Source organism: Sulfuritalea sp. (genome assembly GCF_017302275.1).
Classification (GTDB): Bacteria; Pseudomonadota; Gammaproteobacteria; order Burkholderiales; family Rhodocyclaceae; genus Sulfuritalea.
Genome location: NZ_JAFLDR010000057.1, coordinates 1 through 20698 on the forward strand (window position 1 = coordinate 1; position 20698 = coordinate 20698).

At 67.6% G+C, this 20698-nt stretch carries 13 protein-coding genes; all 13 read right to left on the reverse strand.

All coding sequences use genetic code 11. The features are described 5' to 3' along the window. Positions 1 to 3206: FecR domain-containing protein (locus tag J0M27_RS19755; protein ID WP_294995925.1), on the reverse strand; the 3206-nt coding region annotated here is incomplete at its 3' end. Between the two features lie 4 nt (positions 3207 to 3210). Further along, entirely contained in the window at positions 3211 to 6693 is a 3483-nt protein-coding gene (locus tag J0M27_RS19760; RefSeq protein WP_294995928.1) for a filamentous hemagglutinin N-terminal domain-containing protein, read from the reverse strand. 186 nt (positions 6694 to 6879) lie between these two features. Further along, positions 6880 to 8571 (reverse strand): ShlB/FhaC/HecB family hemolysin secretion/activation protein, encoded by a 1692-nt coding sequence (locus J0M27_RS19765; RefSeq protein ID WP_294995930.1) that lies wholly within the window; start codon positions 8569 to 8571, stop codon positions 6880 to 6882. Between the two features lie 285 nt (positions 8572 to 8856). Beyond that, positions 8857 to 11025: a catalase/peroxidase HPI gene (katG, locus tag J0M27_RS19770; RefSeq protein WP_294995932.1), complete on the reverse strand. Its 2169-nt coding sequence runs from the start codon at positions 11023 to 11025 to the stop codon at positions 8857 to 8859. A gap of 12 nt (positions 11026 to 11037) precedes the next feature. Continuing rightward, the gene (locus J0M27_RS19775) at positions 11038 to 11529 is read right to left on the reverse strand and encodes a Dps family protein (protein ID WP_294995935.1); all 492 of its coding nucleotides are present in this window, start codon (positions 11527 to 11529) and stop codon (positions 11038 to 11040) included. Between the two features lie 58 nt (positions 11530 to 11587). Then, a complete protein-coding gene (ahpF, locus tag J0M27_RS19780; protein ID WP_294995938.1) occupies positions 11588 to 13183 on the reverse strand; it encodes an alkyl hydroperoxide reductase subunit F in 1596 nt (531 codons plus the stop codon). A 145-nt stretch (positions 13184 to 13328) separates the two neighbouring features. Continuing rightward, positions 13329 to 13898, reverse strand: a complete 570-nt coding sequence (gene ahpC, locus J0M27_RS19785; protein WP_294995941.1) for an alkyl hydroperoxide reductase subunit C — start codon at positions 13896 to 13898, stop codon at positions 13329 to 13331. 428 nt (positions 13899 to 14326) lie between these two features. After that, positions 14327 to 15499: an ATP-binding protein gene (locus tag J0M27_RS19790; protein WP_294995944.1), complete on the reverse strand. Its 1173-nt coding sequence runs from the start codon at positions 15497 to 15499 to the stop codon at positions 14327 to 14329. Positions 15500 to 15631: 132 nt separating this feature from the next. Continuing rightward, positions 15632 to 16765: a DUF1513 domain-containing protein gene (locus tag J0M27_RS19795; RefSeq protein ID WP_294995947.1), complete on the reverse strand. Its 1134-nt coding sequence runs from the start codon at positions 16763 to 16765 to the stop codon at positions 15632 to 15634. A gap of 16 nt (positions 16766 to 16781) precedes the next feature. Then, positions 16782 to 18968 carry a TonB-dependent receptor gene (locus tag J0M27_RS19800; protein ID WP_294995951.1) on the reverse strand — a complete coding sequence of 729 codons (2187 nt, stop codon included), beginning with the start codon at positions 18966 to 18968 and terminating at the stop codon, positions 16782 to 16784. Positions 18969 to 19040: 72 nt separating this feature from the next. Continuing rightward, the gene (locus tag J0M27_RS19805; RefSeq protein ID WP_294995954.1) at positions 19041 to 19460 is read right to left on the reverse strand and encodes a biopolymer transporter ExbD; all 420 of its coding nucleotides are present in this window, start codon (positions 19458 to 19460) and stop codon (positions 19041 to 19043) included. A gap of 126 nt (positions 19461 to 19586) precedes the next feature. After that, complete coding sequence (locus J0M27_RS19810) at positions 19587 to 20363, reverse strand: MotA/TolQ/ExbB proton channel family protein (protein WP_294995957.1); 777 nt, start codon at positions 20361 to 20363, stop codon at positions 19587 to 19589. A 2-nt stretch (positions 20364 to 20365) separates the two neighbouring features. Then, positions 20366 to 20698: energy transducer TonB (locus tag J0M27_RS19815; RefSeq protein WP_294995960.1), on the reverse strand; the 333-nt coding region annotated here is incomplete at its 5' end.

Sequence of the window (20698 nt, forward strand, 5' to 3'; positions counted from 1 at the left end):
CTCACCTTCAGCGGCGGGCCGCCGTCGACCGGCGCCAGCGCCGTTTCGCCCTCGCCCAGCACCACCTCGGCGCCGCCTTGCGCCAGCCCGACGGCGCCTTCCAGAACGGAAACATAAACGCCGTTGCGCGCCTTGCCGTTGTCACCCGCCGTGGCGTCGGCACCGAAAAAGCGCGCGCGATCAACGTCGATGCGGTCTGGCGAAAGCGTGGCGAACGTGAGCGGGATCTCGCCCTTGAGCGGTGGCTTGCCGTCGCTTGCCCCGGCCGTCTCGCCGCGCGCCAGGCGCAACTCGTCGCCGTAGCGGCTGAACAGGCTGACGTTGCCGTCGGTGACGCCGACGCGCGAACCCGACCTGCCGCGCGACCCGCCGGCGCCGATGCTGTCGCCAGTGTCCGCGCCGGTGCCGGGCGGACCGGCGAGCGTACCGGGGTTGGGCCCCGACAACGCGGCCTGGCGCGCGCCGAGAAACTCGCCGACGAGTGAGTTGAGCGCCTGCGGATTGCCGGAAACCAGGCGGCTGCCGTCGGCGAGGGTAATGCTGCCGGTGACGGGCGGCGGCGGCGCGGCGGTGGTTACCGTGCCGTCGGGATCGGTCTGCAGGCTGTAACGCGATGCGACCTGACGCCCGGTACCAGTAGCGTGATCATTGTGCTCGTTGCTACCCTCGTTCTCGCGATAGGGCCGATCGGCGGTGAACACCAGGCGGCCATCCCGCACCAGCGCCGCGCCGACCGGAACCGCGAAGGGTTCGCTGCGTGTCGCCCCGGTCGTCTCGGTGTTGCCCACATCGACAAACACGGCCTGATCGCCGCGCAGTTCGAAACGCCATTCGATGCTGCCATCGGTGCCGGGTGCCGGATTGGCATACAAGGGCGAGCCGTCCGGCAGGCGGCCGATGGGCTCGCCGCGATCGATCTTCTCGAAGAAGCGCATCTGGCCGCTGGCGTCGCGGCGGGCTTCGAGCACCCTCCCATTGGGCAGCACCACGTCGCCGCTGCTGCCCAGCGGCGCCTGCGCCACCGGGGGCGGCGGAGGTGGTGGGGGAGGCGGCGGATGCTGCGTGAGGAAGGTGTCGCGCGCGCCGAGAAACTCGCCGACGAGTGAGTTGAGCGCCTGCGGATTGCCGGAAACCAGGCGGCTGCCGTCGGCGAGGGTAATGCTGCCGGTGACGGGCGGCGGCGGCGCGGTGGTGGTCACCGTACCGTCGGGATTGGTCTGCAGCGCGAAGCGTGCTTCGGCCGTGCGCCCGGAGCCGACCAATCCCGCGCCTGCGCCGCCGCCTTCGTTCTCGCGATAGGGCCGATCGGTGGTGAACACCAGGCGGCCATCCTGCACCAGCGCCGCGCCGACCGGAACCGCGACGGATTCGCTGCGCGTCGCCCCGGTCGTCTCGGAGTTGCCCACATCGACAAACACGGCCTGATCGCCGCGCAGTTCGAAACGCCATTCGATGCTGCCATCGGTGCCGGGTGCCGGATCGGCATACAAGGGCGAGCCGTCCGGCAGGCGGCCGATGGGCTCGCCGCGATCGATCTTCTCGAAGAAGCGCATCTGGCCGCTGCCATCGCGGCGGGCTTCGAGCACCTTGCCGCCGGGCAGCACCACGTCGCCGCTGCTGCCCAGCGGCGCCTGCGCCACCGGGGGCGGCGGGGGTGGTGGGGGAGGCGGCGGATGCTGCGTGAGGAAGGTGTCGCGCGCGCCGAGATATTCGCCGACGAGGGCGTTGATGGCCTGCGGATTGCCGGAAACCAGGCGGCTGCCATCGGCGAGGGTGACGTTGCCGGCGATCGGTGGGAGCGGCGTGGTGGTTGTCACCGAGCCGTCGGGATTGGTCTGCAGCGCGAAGCGTGCTTCGGCCGTGCGCCCGGAGCCGACCAATCCCGCGCCTGCGCCGCCGCCTTCGTTCTCGCGATAGGGCGTGCCGGAAGTGAACACCAGGCGACCGTCCTGCACCAGCGCAGCGCCGACCGGAACCGCGAAGGGTTCGCTGCGCGTCGTCCCGGGCGCCCCGGTGTTGCCCACATCGACGAACACCGCCTGATCGCCGCGCAGCTCAAAGCGCCATTCGATGCTGCCATCGGTGCGCGGCGCCGGGTCGGCATACAAGTGCGAGCCGTCCGGCAGGCGGCAGATGGGCTCGCCGCGATCGATCTTCTCGAAGAAGCGCATCTGGCCGCTGCCATCGCGGCGGGCTTCGAGCACCTTGCCGCCGGGCAGCACCACGTCGCCGTTCATGCCAAGCGTCGGGTTCTTCGGAAGTTCCGGCGGCGGAGCAGCAAGGGGATTGGCGGGGGCCGGATTGTCGTCCGGGAAGCGCAGGCGCTGGGCGCCCACCGTGGTGCCGTGTACCCGCACCGACTGCTCGCCGACGACGAAGCGGAAACGCTCGGGGTTCTGTTTGGCGAGTTGGCCGCTGGCGAACTGGGCCTTGCCGTCGACCAGTTCCAGCGTGATGCGGCCCTGGCGCGGCGCGGCTTCGTCGTAGCGGAACTCGCGGATCGCCAGGCGCGAGTTCGGGTCGAGCGCGATGCGCGTGCCATCGCGCAGCACCAGCACGGCGATGCCGGTGGCGCCGGTGAGTATCTGGTCGCCTTCGCGCAGCGCGGCGGAGGTCGGCAATTCGCGCCAGCGTCCGCGCGCGTCGATCGCGGAAACGTCACCGGCGGTGCCGCCGACGCGGCCGGCAAGCTCTTCGCCGGCGCGTGCCACGGTCGGGCCTTCGGCGGGCACGCAATCGTCGTCGCACAGGCGCACCACGAAATCGGTGCCACGGATGCCTATGGTCGCAGTATGGGCGACGAACCGCGCATTGCGCGGCTGGCGCTTGGCGATTGTCCCGGTGACGACCCGCATGGCTCCGGCCAGCAGGCGCGAAACGAAGCGCTCCTCGCCGGCTTGCTGCGGGGCCAGGCGGTATTCCGGCACGGTGAAGCGCGAGCGGGCCGCCAGGCGGACCACGGTGCCGTCGTCGTAGCGCAATTCGGCGCCGGAGTTGGCCTGGGTTTCGATGACGTCGCCGGTGGCCAGCGGTGAGCCGCCGCCGAGCAGTTCGGGCGCGCCCGCTGCCTTGATGCGCACCACCGTGCCGGAGGTTTCCGCGACGCGCCCGATGGTTTCGGCCGCCGCCAGCGGCGGCGCGAACAACGCGGCGACCAGTGCGGCGCAGAGCAGGTGCCGGCCGGGCCAGTCGCACGGCCGCGTCATGCGCCTACCTGCAGACGAGGATGCCGCCATCGTCATTCTCCTTGTCGCTTTCGTCTGCGGTTGCCGGTACCGGCGTGAACGTCGGGCTTACCTTGTCGAGGCTGTCGAACATGTCCACGGCGGCGACCTTCAGCGCCAGTGGCGTTGCTGCCGTGGCGATGGCCGCGACAAGCGTCGCGTTGCGCGTCAGGCGGTAGGTGGTTGCACCCGCGTCGGCCGTGGTTGCGGTGTCCGGGAGCGCCCGCGTGGCGAAGTCGCCGATTCTGGTGGCATAGGTAACTACGTCAAAAATATCGCCCGGGCTGGCGACGTAGGGACCGATGTAGCTGGCGTTTAGCGCGCCGTCGAGCGCAGCGGTGCCAGTCACTGCCAGGCGGTCGTAGCCGGTGCCGGGGACGGTGCCGCCCAGTTCGATATTGAGTTGCCCGCCGGCGCCCTGTGTGTAGTCTCCGGCAACGGTAAGCAGTCCGGGCGAGTTGCCGGGCGCCACGATTCCACTGGTATTGACGAGGTTGCCGGTGAGCGTGCCGGCGCCGCCGAGCGTGCCGCCATTCAGCGTTAGGTTTCCGGCGAGTGCGCCGCCGCCCAGCATGACCTGCCCGGCCGATTGCACGAAACCGCCGGAGAAGGCGAGCAACCCGGCATTCGCGTTGACGGTTCCCGAATTGCTGAAGGCTGCGGAAATGGTGGTGGTCCCGGCAGATGTCTTGGTGAAGGTTCCTGCGTTGGCCAAGTTGCCGGTGGCGGTGAAGGTTCCGCCCGATACCAGCAGTGTCGCGCCAGCCGAAGTGCTCGCTGCGCCGGTAAGGTTGAGCGTGCCGGCCTGCACGTCCAGGCTACCGCCCGGAAGACTCAAGTTATTGATGGTAAACGTGGGGCCATTCAGGACGCGCGCGCCGCTGCCGCTTATCGAAAGGCCCCCGGTCAGGTTGTAGGTTCCGGTGCCGGCCAGCGTGCCGCCCTGCCAATCGAGTCCGGTGCCAGCGACATCAAGTGTGCGTCCTGGCGCAACCGTTATCGCACCGGACAGAGAACTCAATCCCCCGGAGACCGTCACGTTGCCCGTCGTCACATTGAACGTGCCCTCGTTGACCAAGCTTCCGCCCAGCGTAGTACTGGCGGCGTTGAACGTGCCTTGATTGGTCAGCTTGCCCGTACTGCCAAAATTCTGGCCCGAAAGCGTCAGTGTCGATCCGGCATTGATCGTAGTGCCTGCGGCAACACCCGTGAGGTTGATCGCGCCGGATGCGAAGTTGAGGTTGTCTGCCAGGGAAAGGGCCGATCCGTCGCCGAGATTCACCGTCGCACCGGTAACGTTGAACGCGCTTCCCGGGGCCGCCGTCAGCGTGCCAGTGACGTTGTGCGTGCCGGCGGCGAAGTTCACCGCCGTTCCGGTAAGGGTGATTGCGCCCGAGTGGCTACCGCCGCTGTTCAGGTTGAGCGTTCCGGCGCCGCTGGCAAGAGTGCCGCCGGCGTTGGTGAAGGCCACGTTGTTCACGGCGTTGGTAATTGCGCCACTGACCTCCAGCGTACCGGTGTTGTTGAAGGTGCCGGTTCCGCTGGTCACGTTGAAGTTGTCGCCGTTGCCGAGGAAGCGGAAGGTGCCGCTATTGTTGAAGATGGAGCTGTTGTTCAACACTAGCTGAGCCCCACCGATATTGGAGGTGGTGGTACCGGCGTTATTGAAGGTGGCGGCGTTGATGATGCCACGGGTTGCGGCGCCGCTCATCGCCAGGGTCTGGCCGGAGGGCAGCGAGATGGTGCCCGGGCCATTGATGTTGACCCCGCCGGTCCAGTTCATGCCGCCCTTCAGAGTCAGGGTCTTGCCGCTGGCGACGCTCAGGCTGCCGACCGAATAGGTAAGGAGCCCGAAGGTTTCAGCGTCCTGGGCAAAGCTCACGTTGCTGCCGATCATGAGCTTGCCCGAGTACTCCTTGCCCAAGTCGCCGACGATCAGCGGTGCGTCGATGGTGACCGAACCCAAGGTCACCGCGCCCGCGCCGGAGGCATCGGTGTCGGCTTCGAGGCGAAGGTTGCCGCCGCCGGAAGTGGTGACGTTTGCATTGACGTTCACGTTGTTGATGGCTGCGAGCTTCAGGCTCACGCCGGATTGCATGGTGACGGCCGTGTTGACCGTGATGTCGTTGTCGGCCTGCAACTCGACGGTGCCCGACGTGAAACCGGTCAACGCCGTGACGTCCAGCGTTCCGGTAACCCCGGTAGCATCGCCGAAGGCTAGCGTCGGGTCGCCGGGGACGGTGAGTTCGCCGTCGAGCGTACCTGCGCCAGCCTGTACGGTGATGTTGAGCGGGTCGAGCAGCAGGGTTCCGGCGCGGCCCAGCGGCGCGTCCAGCGCGACGCTGCCGCGGAACTCGAGCGCCTGCTTGCCCGACACTTCGACCAGGCCGCCGTCGCCGCCCTGGGCTCCGCCCTTGACCGAGGCGTGCCCATGGTAGCGGGTGACTTCGTCCGCCCAGATGATTACCTTGCCGCCGTCGCCGGTACCGATCGCATCCGCAGTGAGCGTCACGTCCGTGCCGACAAACGAGCGGGCGGCATTGATTACGTCCGGATTCCTGCCCTGGTAGTCGCCGCCAACGAGGATTTCGCCGCCACCCGCCGTGCCGCCGGCGCCGACTCTTGCGGAATCGAAAAGGCCGACGCGCGTTCCGAGCACATGCACCGAGCCGCCCCGGCCGTCGGCGTTGTCGGCGCTGGCCACGGCGCTGCCTTCGAGCAGGGTGTCGCCGGCCGAGACCAGGCGAATGCGACCGCCTTCGACGCGCAGGCCGATCGCATCGGCCGCCGCCGGCACCGCCACGGTGAGAACGCCGCGGTTGAGCACGCGATGCAACTGGGCGTCGCTGGCGGTGTCGAGCCGGACGCGGATGTTGGGCGAATAGGCGTCGACCAGTTCCACGCCGCGCGCGGCGGCGGCCACCACCGTGCCGCCGGCGGACTCGATGCTGCCGTGGTTTTCCACCTGGGCGCCGATCAGCGCCACCAGCGAACCGTTGCCGTGGATCGCGCCGCGGTTGATGACGCTGCCGGCCGCGTCGCCGCTGCCGAAGCGCAGGCGGCCGGACAGGAAATCGGCATCGGACAGCGCCAGCGAAGAAGCGATGAAGCCGGCGGTGTCGATGCGCGCGCCGTTGCCGATGACGATGCCATTGGGGTTGATCAGGTACACGCGTCCGTTCGACTGCAACTGCCCGAGCAGTTCCGAGGGCATCGCGCCGGTGACGCGGTTGAGCACGGTCGAGGCGGCGCCGGACTGGACGAAGCGCGTGGTTTCGCCGGCGGCGATCGAGAATCCGCCCCAGTTGATGATGCTGCGGTCGCTGTTGGTGATGGTCAGCAGCTTGCCCTGCTGGGCGATGGCGACCTGGCCGGCGACCACCTGCGGGTTGGTCGGGTTGGCGCCGGCCGGCGCGACCCAGCAGGTGGCTATGGCCAAGGCGATGGTGCTGCGTTGCAAAGACTTCATGCGCGCCTCCTAAGCCGGCCAAGCCGGACCCAAACAGGGAAGGCTTCGATGAAGTATTTCGGTGCCTGGCCGGAAAAGCGAATTGAAGGCCCGCCCCTCCCTTCCTCCCCTCACGGGGAGGCTACTGATTTGCTCGCTTCGCTCGAGATTCTTTGCAGGATTCGTCATGACTTGGCCGATTTGTGACTAGAAGCTGCTCGCCAGCGAGAAATGCACGGTGCCGGTTTCCGGCGCGGCGCCGGTGCGCTGGTGCACCGGCTTGCCGAGGTCCATGCGCAGCACGATGGGGCCCCAGTTGGCGCGCAGGCCAATGCCGAGGCTGGCGATGGCGCCGGTCGCGGCTTCCAGCACCGTCGGGCTGTTGCGACGGGCGTGCGCGGCATCGAGGAAGACCAGGCCAAGCACCTGCGCTCCGGCGGATTCGTCCAGCAGCGGGGGGCCCAGCGCTTCGAGCTGCAGGCGCAGGCCGCTGTCGCCGGAGATGCCGCGAGCGCTGAAGCCGCGCACGGTGCCGATGCCGCCGGCGGAAAACTGCTCGGCCGGCACCAGCAGGTCGCCGCTCCATTGCCCTTCGATGCTGCCGTCCAGGCGCCAGTCGCCGAGCGGCAGGTTGATGCCGCCGCCATAGCGCAGCAGGGAGTAAGCGGGTTTGGCACCGGCGCGGCTGGCCGTGAATGCGGCGTCGCGGCCGTGTGCGCCGCCGGGAACGTTGGCCCAGACCCCGCCATGGAAGCGCAGCGCGAGCGCCTGCTGCGGCGTCGCCGGGCGGCTGCCGGAAATGCCGAGCGAGAGCGGATGCAGGCTGATCGGCACGCCGAGGTCGACATTTCCGAACAGCAGCTGGCTCTTGAAATCGCGCCAGTCGGCGCCGGCGAACCAGCGTAGTTCCCAGCCGCGCAGTGGCGCGCCTTGCGGCCGGTCGAGCAGTTGCGTCCAGTTGAAGGCCGCGCTGCTGCCCTTGCCGCGGATGGTGAAGAGTTGGTCGACCTGGCCGGAATTGACGTCCGAGTAGCCCAGGGTGAGGTTGGCGGAAGCGCCGAGGGCGTAGTAGGGCACCCGGTAGCCGAGGCCGAAGATGCGCACCTTGCTGCTCGGCGCCAGGCTCAGGTGCTGCGGCCGGTCGGCGTCGTGCGGCGCCGAGATGAATTGCGCATTGACCTGATGGTCGGCGTCGAACAGGTTGCCGTGGCGCCAGGCCAGGCCGTAGCGCAGGCGGCCGGTCTGGCTGTTGCCGGTGTTGTCGAGGAAGCCGATCCAGCCGGCGGGCGGCGCGTCCTCGGCGCGTATCGTGGCGTTCACTTCGTCCGCCGTGGCCCCGGCGGCAAAGGCGACCTGCGGGCGCTTGGCCGCGTTTTCGGCGGCCAGCGTCAGCGCCTTGTCCAGCGCCGCCAGGTTGGGCGCCGCGCCTTCGCGCAGCATCGGAAAGGTGGCGCGCCAGTTTGTCGTATCGAAGTTGCGGTTGCCGGCAACAGTGACGCGGCCGATGCGCGGCTCGACGACATCCATGCGGATGCGTCCGCCTTCGACGTCCTGCGCCGGAATGCGCACCTGCACCAGACGCCAGCCGGCGGCATGGAAGCGCGCTTCGATCGCCGCGCGCAGGGCTTCCAGGTCGGCGAAGTCGATCTCGCGACCCCGCGCCGCATCCAGCAGGTCCTGCCACTCCGTCGCGGGCAGCAGGGTGGCGCCCCTCAGGTCGATCGCTACGAGGCGAAAGCGCGCCGGCGGCGTGTCCGCCGGCTGCGCCCAAAGCGGCGGCGCGGCATTGCACAGCAGCGCCAGGCAGATGGCGATGACGCGGCGGTGGCGGCGTGTCGGGTCCGGAGCGGAATCCCGCCGCCGCTCACCGCTTGCCCCTGTTGCCGTAGCTTTTCGCATTGCCGCTGCTTCCCCTGGACATGCCTCGCGAATCGGGAGGCCGGTCCGGATGACCATAACAAGCGGGGGAGGGCGTCACAATGATGCAAATGCATCATGTTTCAATAATTGCAATTTATGGATTCGGATGCCGTGGCCGGCCGCGAATGAAATGCGGGCGCATCACGAAGAGGGAACATCCCGCGGCATGGAGCCGGCGCCGACTTTCGGGTAGAAAGTCGGCGCCGATGAACCCCTGCTATACAAGGCGGTCGAGCAGAAAACGCTCTCCGCGCCGTCGTGTTGCTACTTCACGTCGAAGCGATCCAGGTTCATCACCTTGTTCCAGGCGGCGACGAAGTCACTGACGAATTTCTCCTTCGCATCGGCCTGGGCATAGACCTCGGCCAGCGCCCGGAGTTGCGAGTTCGAGCCGAAGACGAGATCGACTCGCGTCGCGGTCCACTTCGGCTTGCCGGACGCGCGATCGCGCCCGTCGAAGGTTTCAGCCGCATCGGAAGTCGGCGTCCACGCCGTGCCCATGTCGAGCACATTGGTGAAGAAGTCGTTGCTCAACACGCCGGGTCGTGAAGTGAACACGCCATGGGAAGCCTGGCTGATGCCCAGCGCACGCAGGCCGCCCACCAGCACCGTCATCTCGGGTGCGGTCAGCGTCAGCAACTGGGCCTTGTCGAGCAGCCGCTCCTCGGCCCGCACGCCGCTGGCCTTGAGGTAGTTGCGGAAGCCGTCGGCGACGGGTTCGAGCACCGCGAACGAAACGACATCGGTCTGCTCCTGCGTGGCATCGGTACGGCCGGGAGTGAAGGGCACCGTGACGGCATGGCCGGCAGCCTTGGCGGCCTGCTCGATCGCGGCGCAGCCGCCGAGCACGATCAGGTCGGCCAGCGAGACCTTCTTGCCGAAGGATTTCTGCACGCCTTCTAGCGCGGCCAGCACCTTCGCGAGTTGCGCGGGCTGGTTGGCTTCCCAATCCTTCTGCGGCGCGAGGCGGATGCGCGCACCGTTGGCGCCGCCGCGCTTGTCGGAGCCGCGGAAAGTCGACGCGGACGCCCAGGCGGTGGCCACCAGTTCGGAGACCGACAGACCGGTGGCGAGGATTTTCGCCTTGAGATCGGCGATGTCTTTCGCGTCGATCAGCGGATGATCGATGGCGGGGACCGGGTCCTGCCAGACCAGCACTTCCTTCGGCACCTCGGCGCCGAGGTAGCGCGAACGCGGGCCGAGGTCGCGGTGCGTCAGCTTGAACCAGGCGCGGGCGAAGGCGTCGGCGAAGGCTTGCGGATCCTTGTGGAAGCGGCGCGATATCGGGCCGTAGATCGGGTCCATGCGCAGCGCGAGGTCGGCCGTGGTCATGATGGTGGTGACCTTCTTCGACGCGTCGTGCGCGGCGGGCGCGAGGTCCTTGTCGGCCACGTTGGCCGGCACCCACTGCCAGGCGCCGGAGGGGCTCTTCACCAGGTTCCAGTCGTAGCCGAAGAGCATGTCGAAGTAACCGTTGTCCCATTGCGTCGGGTTCGGCGTCCAGGCGCCTTCGATGCCGCTGCTGGTGGTGTCGCCGCCCTTGCCGGTGCCGAAGGCGTTCTTCCAACCCAGGCCCATCTGTTCGAGCGCAGCGGCTTCGGGCTCGGGCCCGACCAGCTTCGGGTCACCCGCGCCGTGGCATTTGCCGAAGGTGTGGCCGCCGGCGACCAGCGCCACGGTTTCCTCGTCGTCCATCGCCATGCGGCGGAAGGTCTCGCGGATGTCGCGGCCGGAGGCGATCACATCCGGCTGGCCGTTGGGGCCTTCCGGGTTCACGTAGATCAGGCCCATCTGCACGGCGGCCAGCGGGTTCTCGAGATCGCGCTCGCCGCTATAGCGTTTGTCGCCCAGCCACTCGGCCTCGCCACCCCAGTAGATGTCCTCTTCCGGTTCCCAGATGTCCACGCGGCCGCCGGCGAAGCCGAAGGTCTTGAAGCCCATGGATTCGAGCGCAACATTGCCGGTGAGGATGAAGAGGTCGGCCCAGGAAATCCGGTTGCCGTATTTCTGCTTGATCGGCCAGAGCAGGCGACGCGCCTTGTCGAGGTTGACGTTGTCGGGCCAGCTATTCACCGGAGCGAAGCGCTGGTTGCCGGTGCCGGCGCCGCCGCGCCCATCGGTGATGCGATAGGTGCCCGCGCTGTGCCAGGCCATGCGGATGAAGAGGCCGCCGTAGTGGCCCCAGTCGGCCGGCCACCAGTCCTGCGAATCGGTCATCAGCGCGGTGAGGTCCTTCTTCAGCGCCGCAAGGTCGAGCTTCCTGAATTCCTCGGGATAGTTGAAATCCTTGCCCAGCGGGTTGGATTTCTCGCCGTGCTGGTGCAGGATGCCGAGGTTCAGTTGCTTCGGCCACCAGTCGGCGTTCGACTGCATGCTGGCCGTGGTGCGGGCGCCGTGTTGCGCGGCGAAGGGACATTTGGCTTCGTTGGTCATGGCTTGTTCTCCTTATTCTTCGAGCAGGCTGCGCAACATCCACGCCGTTTTCTCGTGCACCTCGATGCGCTGCGTCAGCAGGTCGGCGGTCGGCTGGTCGTTGGCCTTGTCCACCAGCGGGAACAGCTTCCGCGCGGTGCGCGCCGTGGCTTCCTGCGCGGCGACCAGGTGGCGCACCATGTCCATGGCCTTTGGCTGACCTTCGACTTCCTTGATCGTCGCCAGCTTGACGAACTCCTTGTAGGTGCCGGGCGCCGGGTGGCCCAGGGCGCGGATGCGTTCGGCGATCAGGTCGAGTGCGTTCCACTGCTCCGTGTACTGGCCCATGAACATCAGGTGCAGGCTGTTGAACTGCGGCCCGGTGACGTTCCAGTGGAAGTTGTGCGTCATCAGGTAGAGCGTGTAGCTGTCGGCCAGCAGGCCGGAGAGGCCCTGGGCGATGGCGCTGCGGTCCTTGTCGGTGATGCCGATGTCGAGCTTGGCGACTTTGGTGGTCTTTTTCATGATGTTTCTCCCATGTGGATCGAAACGACTTCTGAATGTAAGCCTAACCGCTTGCGGATCAGGCGGGCTGACCCAGATCAAGGGTCCGGGCTGCGGCCGGCGCCGGGCTGCGGATCAGGTGGTCGAAGGCCGAGAGCGAAGCCTTGGCGCCCTCGCCCATGGCGATGATGATCTGCTTGTAGGGCGTGGTCGTCGCGTCGCCGGCGGCAAAGACGCCGGGTAGCGAGGTCTGGCCGCGCGCGTCGACCTCGATCTCGCCGCGCGGCGAGAGCTTGACGGTGCCCTTGAGCCAATCCGTGTTGGGCAAGAGGCCGATCTGGACGAAGATGCCTTCGAGCTCGACGCGCTGCGTGGCGCCGCTGACACGATCCTGATAGACGATGCCATTCACCTTCTCGCCGTCGCCGGTGACTTCGGTGGTCAGCGCGCTGGTGATGATGGTGACGTTGGGCAGGCTGCCAAGCTTGGCCTGCAGCACGGCGTCGGCCCTGAGCTTGCTGTCGAATTCGAGCAGCGTGACATGGCTGACGATGCCGGCGAGGTCGATTGCCGCCTCGACGCCGGAATTGCCGCCGCCGATCACCGCAACGCGCTTGCCGCGGAACAAGGGGCCGTCGCAGTGCGGGCAGAAGCAGACGCCTTTCCCTTTGTAGTCCTTCTCGCCGGGCACGTTCATCTCCCGCCAGCGCGCGCCGGTAGCGAGGATCACGCTTTTCGCCTTGAGCGTGGCGCCGTTGGCGAGCTTCACCTGCGCCAGGCCGTCATCGCCGGCCGGGACCAGGGCCTCGGCGCGCTGCAGATTCATGATGTCGACTTCGTATTGCTTGACGTGTTGTTCCAGCGCCATGGCGAGCTTGGGCCCTTCGGTGCGCTGAACGGAAATGAAGTTCTCGATGCCGAGGGTGTCGAGCACCTGGCCGCCGAAGCGCTCGGCCACCACGCCGGTGCGGATGCCCTTGCGTGCGGCGTAGATCGCCGCCGCCGATCCGGCCGGCCCGCCGCCGACCACGAGCACGTCGTAGGCGTCCTTGGCGTTCAGCTTTTCGGCGTCGCGGGCGGAGGCGCCGGTATCCACCTTGGCGAGGATTTCCTCGATCGTCATGCGGCCCTGGCCGAAGGGCTCACCGTTCAGCATCACCGTCGGCACGGCCATGATCTTGCGTGCACTCACTTCGTCCTGATACAGCGCGCCGTCAATCATCACGCTCTCGACGCCGGGGTTGAGCACGGCCATCAGGTTGAGCGCCTGCACCACGTCCGGGCAGTTGTGGCAGGAGAGCGAGATGTAGGTCTCGAAACGGAACTTGCCACCGAGACCCGCGATCTGTTCGATCACGGCCGCATCGACCTTGGGCGGGTGACCGCCGGTCTGCAACAGGGCCAGCACCAGCGAGGTGAATTCGTGGCCCATCGGAATGCCGGCGAAGCGGATGCGCGCGGCTTCACCGAGACGGCCGATGGAGAACGAAGGCTTGCGGGCGTCGTTGCCATCTTCGCGCACGCTGACCTTGGGCGAGAGCACGGCGATGTCGGCCAGCAGTTCGCGCATCTGGCGCGCGGCGTCGCTGGCGTCGAGCGAGGCGACGAGTTCGATCGGGGTCTGGAGCTTTTCGAGATAGGCGGAAAGCTGGGTCTTGATGGCGGCGTCGAGCATGATGGTTCTCCGGGTTGAAGCGTGAGCAGGTAGCAATGTCTTATGTCGGGTCGAGCGAAGCGAGCCATTCAGTCGCCTCCCCCGCGAGGGGGAGGGTGGGAGGGGGCGGGCGTTTTGGCCGGATTTGCGCGTCGCTCGCGACGCGTCAAATCTTGCCGACCAAGTCCAGCGACGGCGCCAGGGTGGCTTCGCCTTCCTTCCACTTGGCGGGGCAGACTTCGCCCGGGTGGCTGGCGACGTACTGGGCGGCCGTGACCTTGCGCAACAGTTCGTTTGCGTCGCGGCCGATGCCGCCGGCGTTGATCTCGATGATCTGGATCCTGCCCTGCGGGTCAATGACGAAGGTGCCGCGCTCGGCCAGGCCTTCTTCCTCGATCATCACGCCGAAGTTGCGGGTGATGGCGCCCGTCGGGTCGCCGATCATCGGGTACTTGATCTTGCCGATGGTTTCCGACGAGTCATGCCAGGCCTTATGCGTGAAGTGGGTGTCGGTCGAAACGGCGTAGATCTCGACGCCGAGCGACTTGAAGGTGGCGTAGTGGTCGGCCAGGTCGCCCAGCTCGGTCGGGCAGACGAAGGTGAAGTCGGCCGGGTAGAAGAACACGACGGACCACTTGCCCTTGAGGTCGTCCTGGGTGACGGGGACGAACTTGCCGTTGTGGAAGGCGGTGGCCTTGAAGGGGAGGATTTCGGTGTTGATCAGCGATGCGTTCATGGTGTGGCTCCTTGGGGTGGTTGAGATGTTTTGCTGCGATGGAGTGAATATTAAATATCGCAATCGCCATCGTCTAATTGATTGTTGAAATCGATTAGATAGGCGCGGGCTATCGGTGCCGACCGAATCGTCGAATCAGCCGGTTTTCGATGCGGGGAGCGCCGTGCCGCCAGCGCCGACTTTCGTGGCGCAGCCGGTAATCAGCGTTCTAGAAGGCTCTCGCTGTCGAAGCCGCCGGCGTCTGGGCGGCGCGCCTGAGTCGAGCGGCGGTGGTCGATTACGCTGGGCGGGCAGTCCGGTCAAGCCCGGAAAGTCGGCGCTGGCGGGACGGCGGTTATTCGGCCTTATGTGGAGCTCAACATAAGGCCGACAAGCAGCCCCACCCTCCTGCGAAAGTCGGCGCCGGCGGGACGGCGGCCCGCCGGCTTTCAGCCGCGTTCTCGTTCGTCGCGGAAATGCTCGAACAGCCCGGCCAGCGGCAATGCGGCGATGCGCTCGTCCATCGGCCAGGCTTTGGCGCCCGCATGCACGACGTAGAGCTTGTCCAGGCGCAGCACGTCCAGCGCCGAGCGCATCGATGGGGTAACGCGCGGGGCGTCGGTGCGCTTGATCTCGAAGCCGATGCGACGTTGGCCGCGCGTCACCAGCAGGTCGAGTTCGGCGCCGGTGTGCAGGCGCCAGTGGTGGCAGTCGCGCCAATCGGCGGCCAGCGCGCGCACGATCTGGTGCAGGGCGAAACCTTCCCAGGAGGCGCCGACGCGCGGGTGGCTGAGCAGGGATTCCCGGTCCGCGCCGATGTCCAGCAGCGCATGTAGCAGGCCGCTGTCGGCGAGGTAGATCTTGGGCGCCTTGACCTGGCGTTTGCCGACGTTCTCGTGCCAGGGCGGCAGGATGCGCACCATGCAGGTGGCGGCGAGGATGTCGAGGTAGTGGCGCACCGTCGGTTCGGAGACGCCGAAGGCGCGCGCCAGTTCGGCGCCGTTCCACAATTGGCCGGAATAGTGGGCGAGCATGCTCCAGAAGCGGCGCAGCGTGGCGGGCGCAAGGCGGAAACCGAGGGCGGGGATGTCGCGCTCCAGGTAGGCGCGGATGTACTCGCGGCGCCAGCGCAGGCTGGCGATGTCGCCGGCGGCGAGTAGCGATCGTGGCAGCCCGCCGCGTCGCCAGAGTGAATCGACCTGCTCTGCGCCCACCTCGGCCAGGTCGAGTCCCGGCAATTCGTGGAAGGCGATGCGTCCGGCAAGGCTTTCGCCGCCCCCTTGCACCAGCTCCGGCGCCGCCGAACCGAGGATCAGGTAGCGCACGCGCGTGCCGGCGCGGTCGGCCAGCACGCGCAGGACGGGGAACAGGTCCGGCCGCCGCTGCACTTCGTCGATGATCACCAGGCCGTCGAGGGGTTCGAGAGCGAGCATGGGCGAAGCCAGGCGCGCATCGTCGCGCGGGTCTTCGAGGTCGAAGCGGTGCGTGGCGCCGCCGAAGCTGTCGCCGATGGCTTGCGCGAGCGTCGTCTTGCCGGTCTGCCGGGCTCCGACGATGGCGACGACGGGAAACTCGCGCAGCAGAACGCCGATCTCGGCGGCATGGGAAGAGCGTGTGATCATGGGTCGCACAATACCATGAAAAACGAAAGACAGACTTCAGATATTCATGGTCAGTCATGGCGGCGGCGCTCGCCGTGAAAAGTCGGCGCTGGTGATACGGCGATGTACGGCAGCGCACCGCCGCCACGCGGTTCAGCTCTCGTCGAGCAGCACCCAGTGGTTGTCCAGCGCCATCGGCTTTGGCCAGGGGATCGCCACCGGCCCGGCGGTCGGGTGCGCGCGGACCAGGCCGAGCGCGGTGGCGACCAGCACGCCGCCGCCCTTGCCGGGGCCATTCCAGGGGGCGAGCGCATAGGTCTCTTCCATCCTGACGAGGGCGGCCATCTTTTCGGGCGCGCCGGGATGCCATAGCTGGGTGAGGCCGGCCTGGTTGCTGGAGAGCGCGAAGCCGCCGTTGTAGGCGGCGGCGATATCGCCGGCGTAGCCGATGCCGTCGTTGGCGCGGGTGGGGACGAGCAGTTGCTCGCCGTCGAGGACGGCGAGTATCGGCGCTGCGGCGCGCTTGGCTGCATCGTCGTGTTCGGCCTGGATGGCGATGCCGAGGATGGCGTCGGCATCGCCCGTGCCGCGGCTCCAGGCCAGGTGGCGCAGGCTCAGGCGCGGGTCGTCGAGCCGCCACTGGCGCAGCAGCGTGCCGCTGGTCGCATCAATACGGACCAGCGAGGAGTCCATTCGGTGCAGATCGTATTTCTTGTCGGCCGGTGTGCGCGGCACGCCGCCATTGGCAACGATCAAATGGCCTTCGCGGTCGAGCAGCAATTGGTGCGGGTCGGTGCCATGCGTGCCCCATTCCGCCAGCTTGCGCAGGGTCCGGCGGTCGCGCACGCCGATTCTTCCGCGTCCGGTTTTCAGGTCGGTCTCGGTGGTGTAGAGCACATCGCCCCTGGCTCCGACGACGGCATGGCCGTTGAGCCGGGCGGTGGTACCTTCTTCATCGACGCGCAGTTGCTGCGTTACGTCGCCCTTGCCGTCGCAACGCAGCAGCCAGGTGCCGGGGCGCACGCCGACGACCAGCAGCCCGCCGTCCGCATCGGCCAGCAATCCATGCGGACGGGTGGGCAGCGGAACGGCGTAGCGGATCGCCAGCTTGCGGGTTTCCCAGTCGGCGACCAGCGCGCCGGCAAAATACGGGTCGCTCTTGTTCGGGCCGCGCCAGGCGGCGCCGATGACGGCTTGGCGCGGACTGGCGGCGCCCAGGGCAAGCCGGGGCAAGCAGGCGGCGGCGCCCGAGGCGGCGAGCGCGAGCAGGAGTTGACGACGGTTCATGGGTGCTGGTCCCGGATCAGAATTTGAATTCGCCGGTGAGGATGATGGAGCGTCGCGGTCCGGGAATCGCGAAGCCGCCGTTGTCATACACGGCATCCCAATACAGGCGGTCGAAGATGTTCTTGACGTTGAGGCGCACGGCCCAATCCTTTGCCTCGTAGCTGGCCATCGCGTCCCAGCGCGCATAGGCCGGGGCGGTGTTGGCGGCGAAGGTGGTGCCGCCGGTGACGACGGGGAAGGCGCCGGTTGGGCTGTAGGCGTAGCGGTGGGCCTTGGCTTCCAGCCCGCCGCCGAGTTTCCATTGCGGCGTCAGCTTGTAGGTGGACCACAGGTTGATCGTCCACGGCGGCGTGTTGCGCGCCGGCTGGCCGACATACCGTGCATCAGCGACGGTGATGGCGCCGGTGGTGGCGTTGATGTTTTCGGCCACTTCGAGGATGCGTGCGTCCATCAGGGCGAGGCCGGAGAATACCTCCCAGCGCTCGCCGATGCGGCCGGCGGCTTCGAGCTCGATGCCCTTGGTGCGGCGCTTTTTGGTCAGGATGGCGGCGGTCGATTCGAGGTCGCCATTGCGTTCCCAGTCCTTGGTCGCCTGGTAGAGCGCGGCGCGCAAGGCGAGGTCACCCTCGAACAGCAGCCACTTGGCGCCGAGCTCGACGACCTCGCTGCGCTCGGCCGGCTGCGGGCGCACGGTGAGCTGGTAGAGGTCGGCGGTGGGGCTGAAGGAATCGCTCCAGCCGAGGTAATAGTGGGTGTCTTCCGCCGGATGGAAGGACAGCGCGGCGCGCAGGCTGTTCTCGCCGAACGTGAGCCTTGGCGAGGTGGCGCTGCTGTACTGCGCATCCATCAGGTCGCGGCGGGCGCCCAGCGTGGCCTTCCAGCGCGGGACGAACTCGACCGTGTCCTGGGCGTAGACGGCGTAGGAATCCGAGTTGAAGCGCGTCGCGGTGGCGGTGGTGTTGGCGTCGTAGGGTTCGTACCAGGGCGGGTTGGCCGTGGTGGTGCCGCCGCGGTTGCGCAGCGATGTGCGGAAGGCGTTCTCCTTCAGGTACTCGATGCCGGCGATGACCTCGTGCTTCATGCCCAGCGCCGAGAAGCGCGTGTTGAAGTCGGATTGCAGGGTTACTGTCTCGTAGTCGGAGACCCGCGTCGGGCCGCCGTTGCAGGTGGCGGGTGCGGTGCACAGCGCGCCATCGGCCCTGGGCGCCACCGTCAGGCTGGGCGTGCGCGCCCAGTAGCTGCGTTCGTAATCGGCGCTGCGCAACTGGGTGCGCAACTGGCTGTCGGCGGAAATGCGGTACTCGTGCACCAGCGTGGTGATGCGTGTGTCGCTCTTGTCGAAGGTGCGATCGGCGCCCCAGAAGGTATCGGGTGAAAAGCGCGAACTGGTGCCCGGCTGCTTGGTCGTGCCGTCGAAGGAAATGCCGTAGTCCGGATTGTCGTTGGTGCTCAAGATGTAGTGGTTGAGCCAGAAGCGGTGGTCGCCGCGCTGGTTCAGGGCCAGGCTGAAGGCGAGTCCCTTGCGGTGGATTTCGGGCTCGGCGCCGGAAGCGGGGTTGGAACGCCAACTGCCTTCGTCGCGCTGCATGGCGTTGATGCGCAATGCCGTGCCGTCGTCGATCGGCTTGTTGATGTCGGCCGTGAATTCGCGGTAGCCGTAGTCGCCGATGCTGCCGGTCAGTTTGTACTGGTCGATGCGCAGCGGCGTCTTGCTCACCTGGTTGATCACGCCGCCGGCCTGGCCGCGGCCGAAGAGCATGGCGCCGGCGCCGCGCAGCACGTCGATCTGCTCGTAGTTGAAGGTCTCGCGATTGTACTGCGCGGTGTCGCGGATGCCGTCGAGATACATGTCGCCAAAGGTGTAGAAGCCGCGCAGGTTCATGTTGTCGCCCGAGCGGCCGCCCTCGGCGGAGTTGAAGCTGAGGCCGGAGACGTTGCGCAGCGCCTCCTTGAGGCTGCCGACCTGCTGCTCTTCGAGCAGGGCGCCGGTCAGCGTGGTGATCGCCTGCGGGATGTCGTGCGGGTCCTGCAGCACCTTGCCGACGCGCGTTGCCGTGGCGCGGTAGCCGTCGGGCTTGTCGACATCGGCTTGGACGCTGACGGTGGGGAGTTCCCTGGTGGCTTCCTGGGCCAACGCGGGAAGGGCAACTACGATCGCGGCAAAAGCAAATGCGTGCTGGGTTCGGGCGATTCTCGGGTTCATGTCTGTCCTCGTGGTGGTGTGGCTGGCTGGTCCGAGGACGGGCTGGCTGGTGGTGGGGTTTGTCTTGGCGTCTTAGCGGGCCTTGGGTTCGGTTACAAAGCCGATGCGGGTCAGCCCTTCGCGCGCCGCCGCCGCCATGACCTCGGCGACCTTCTCGTAGGCCGTCGTGCGCTCGGCTCGCAGGTGCAGCTCGGGCTGCGGCTGGAGTGCGGCGGCGGCGCGCAGCTTCTGTTCCAGCGCCGGGGCGGCAATCACCTCGCCGTTCCAGTACACCTGGCCGGCGCCGTCGATGGCGACTTGCACGTTGTCCGGCTTGGTCAGGTTGGGCGCGGAACTGGCCTTGGGCAGGTCAACCTTCACCGCATGCGTCAGCAGGGGCGCGGTGACGATGAAGATCACCAGCAGCACCAGCATGACGTCGATCAGCGGGATCATGTTGATCTCGGCCAGGGCTTCGTTGCCGTCGTCGTCGTTGAGGGAGGCGAAGCTCATGCTGCCTCCACCGGGCCACCCCAAGGCGGCAGCGAGTCAGCAAGCTGGAGCGGGCGCAGCCCGCGAACCATGGTCACCCCCTTTCGTGGAAAGGGGGCCGGGCGGAAGGTCGTCATGATTGTTTCCTCAGGCGCCGGCGCGGCTTGAATTGTTGGCCACGACACGGGCGATGATGCGTTCCGAAGTCGTGGCGACATCGACTTCACGCGGCGCGCTCTTGAGGCCCGTGGCGAGGAAGTTGAACAGGTCGTGGGCGAAGGAATTCAGTTCCGCCAGGGTGTTGCGGTTGGCGCGGGCGAAGGCGTTGTAGGCCACGGCGGCCGGGATCGCCACGGCGAGGCCGATGGCGGTCATGATCAGCGCCTCGCCGACCGGGCCGGCGACCTTGTCCAGCGTGCCCTGGCCGCTCATGCCGATCGCCATCAGCGCGTGATAGATGCCCCAGACGGTGCCGAACAGGCCGACGAAGGGCGCCGAGGAGGCGACCGTGGCGAGGAAGGTCTGGCCGTGTTCGAGCCGCGCCTTGTCCTGGGCGATGGCGCGCTTCAGCGCCCGGGTAAGGAATTCGTCCGGCGTACCGGCGTCGACCAGGCCGCGCCCCTGGTGTCCGTCGCGCCCCGCCTTGTGCTGCTCGATGGCGGTGAAGCCGTGATGCACCAGGTGCGAGAAGGCCTCGGTGACGCCGGTCTGGCGCAGGTGGCGGGCCACGGCGTCGAGGCTGGGTGCGGCCCAGAAGGCGGCGAGGAATTCGGCGCTCTTCTTCTGTGCGCGGATGAGCTGGAGACCCTTGGTTGCGATCAGGTACCAGGTGCCGACCGACATGATCAGCATCAGCGCGAGGATGAAGCGGGCGATGCCATCCGAGTTGGCGAGGAAGTGGCCGAGGCCCAGTGTTGTTTCCATGGTCAGTCCTTCAGGGTGAATGCGATGGGAACCAGTACGGAAGCGGCGACGGGTTCGTTGCCGAGTCGTGCCGGGACAAATTTCCAGCGGCGCACGGTTTGCAATGCGGAGGCGTCGAGGCGTTCGGAACCGCTCGACGCATGGAGCTGGACGTCGATCGGCAGCCCCTGCGCATCAACGCGCACGCGCAGCACGACGCGGCCCTGCTCGCCCATGCGGCGCGCGATGGCCGGGTAGGGCGGCTTGGGGTTGTCGAGGTAGTCGGCATCGAAGCGCGGCGGCGTGGGTGCGGCGACGGGAGCCGCGGCCACCGGCGCGGGCGCCGGCACGGGAGT

Coding starts and splice junctions, on each gene's coding strand:
- J0M27_RS19760 (WP_294995928.1), bottom strand. CDS start 6,693: ATGAAGTCTTTGCAACGCAGCACCATCGCCTTGGCCATAGCCACCTGC.
- J0M27_RS19765 (WP_294995930.1), bottom strand. CDS start 8,571: ATGCGAAAAGCTACGGCAACAGGGGCAAGCGGTGAGCGGCGGCGGGAT.
- katG (WP_294995932.1), bottom strand. CDS start 11,025: ATGACCAACGAAGCCAAATGTCCCTTCGCCGCGCAACACGGCGCCCGC.
- J0M27_RS19775 (WP_294995935.1), bottom strand. CDS start 11,529: ATGAAAAAGACCACCAAAGTCGCCAAGCTCGACATCGGCATCACCGAC.
- ahpF (WP_294995938.1), bottom strand. CDS start 13,183: ATGCTCGACGCCGCCATCAAGACCCAGCTTTCCGCCTATCTCGAAAAG.
- ahpC (WP_294995941.1), bottom strand. CDS start 13,898: ATGAACGCATCGCTGATCAACACCGAAATCCTCCCCTTCAAGGCCACC.
- J0M27_RS19790 (WP_294995944.1), bottom strand. CDS start 15,499: ATGATCACACGCTCTTCCCATGCCGCCGAGATCGGCGTTCTGCTGCGC.
- J0M27_RS19795 (WP_294995947.1), bottom strand. CDS start 16,765: ATGAACCGTCGTCAACTCCTGCTCGCGCTCGCCGCCTCGGGCGCCGCC.
- J0M27_RS19800 (WP_294995951.1), bottom strand. CDS start 18,968: ATGAACCCGAGAATCGCCCGAACCCAGCACGCATTTGCTTTTGCCGCG.
- J0M27_RS19805 (WP_294995954.1), bottom strand. CDS start 19,460: ATGAGCTTCGCCTCCCTCAACGACGACGACGGCAACGAAGCCCTGGCC.
- J0M27_RS19810 (WP_294995957.1), bottom strand. CDS start 20,363: ATGGAAACAACACTGGGCCTCGGCCACTTCCTCGCCAACTCGGATGGC.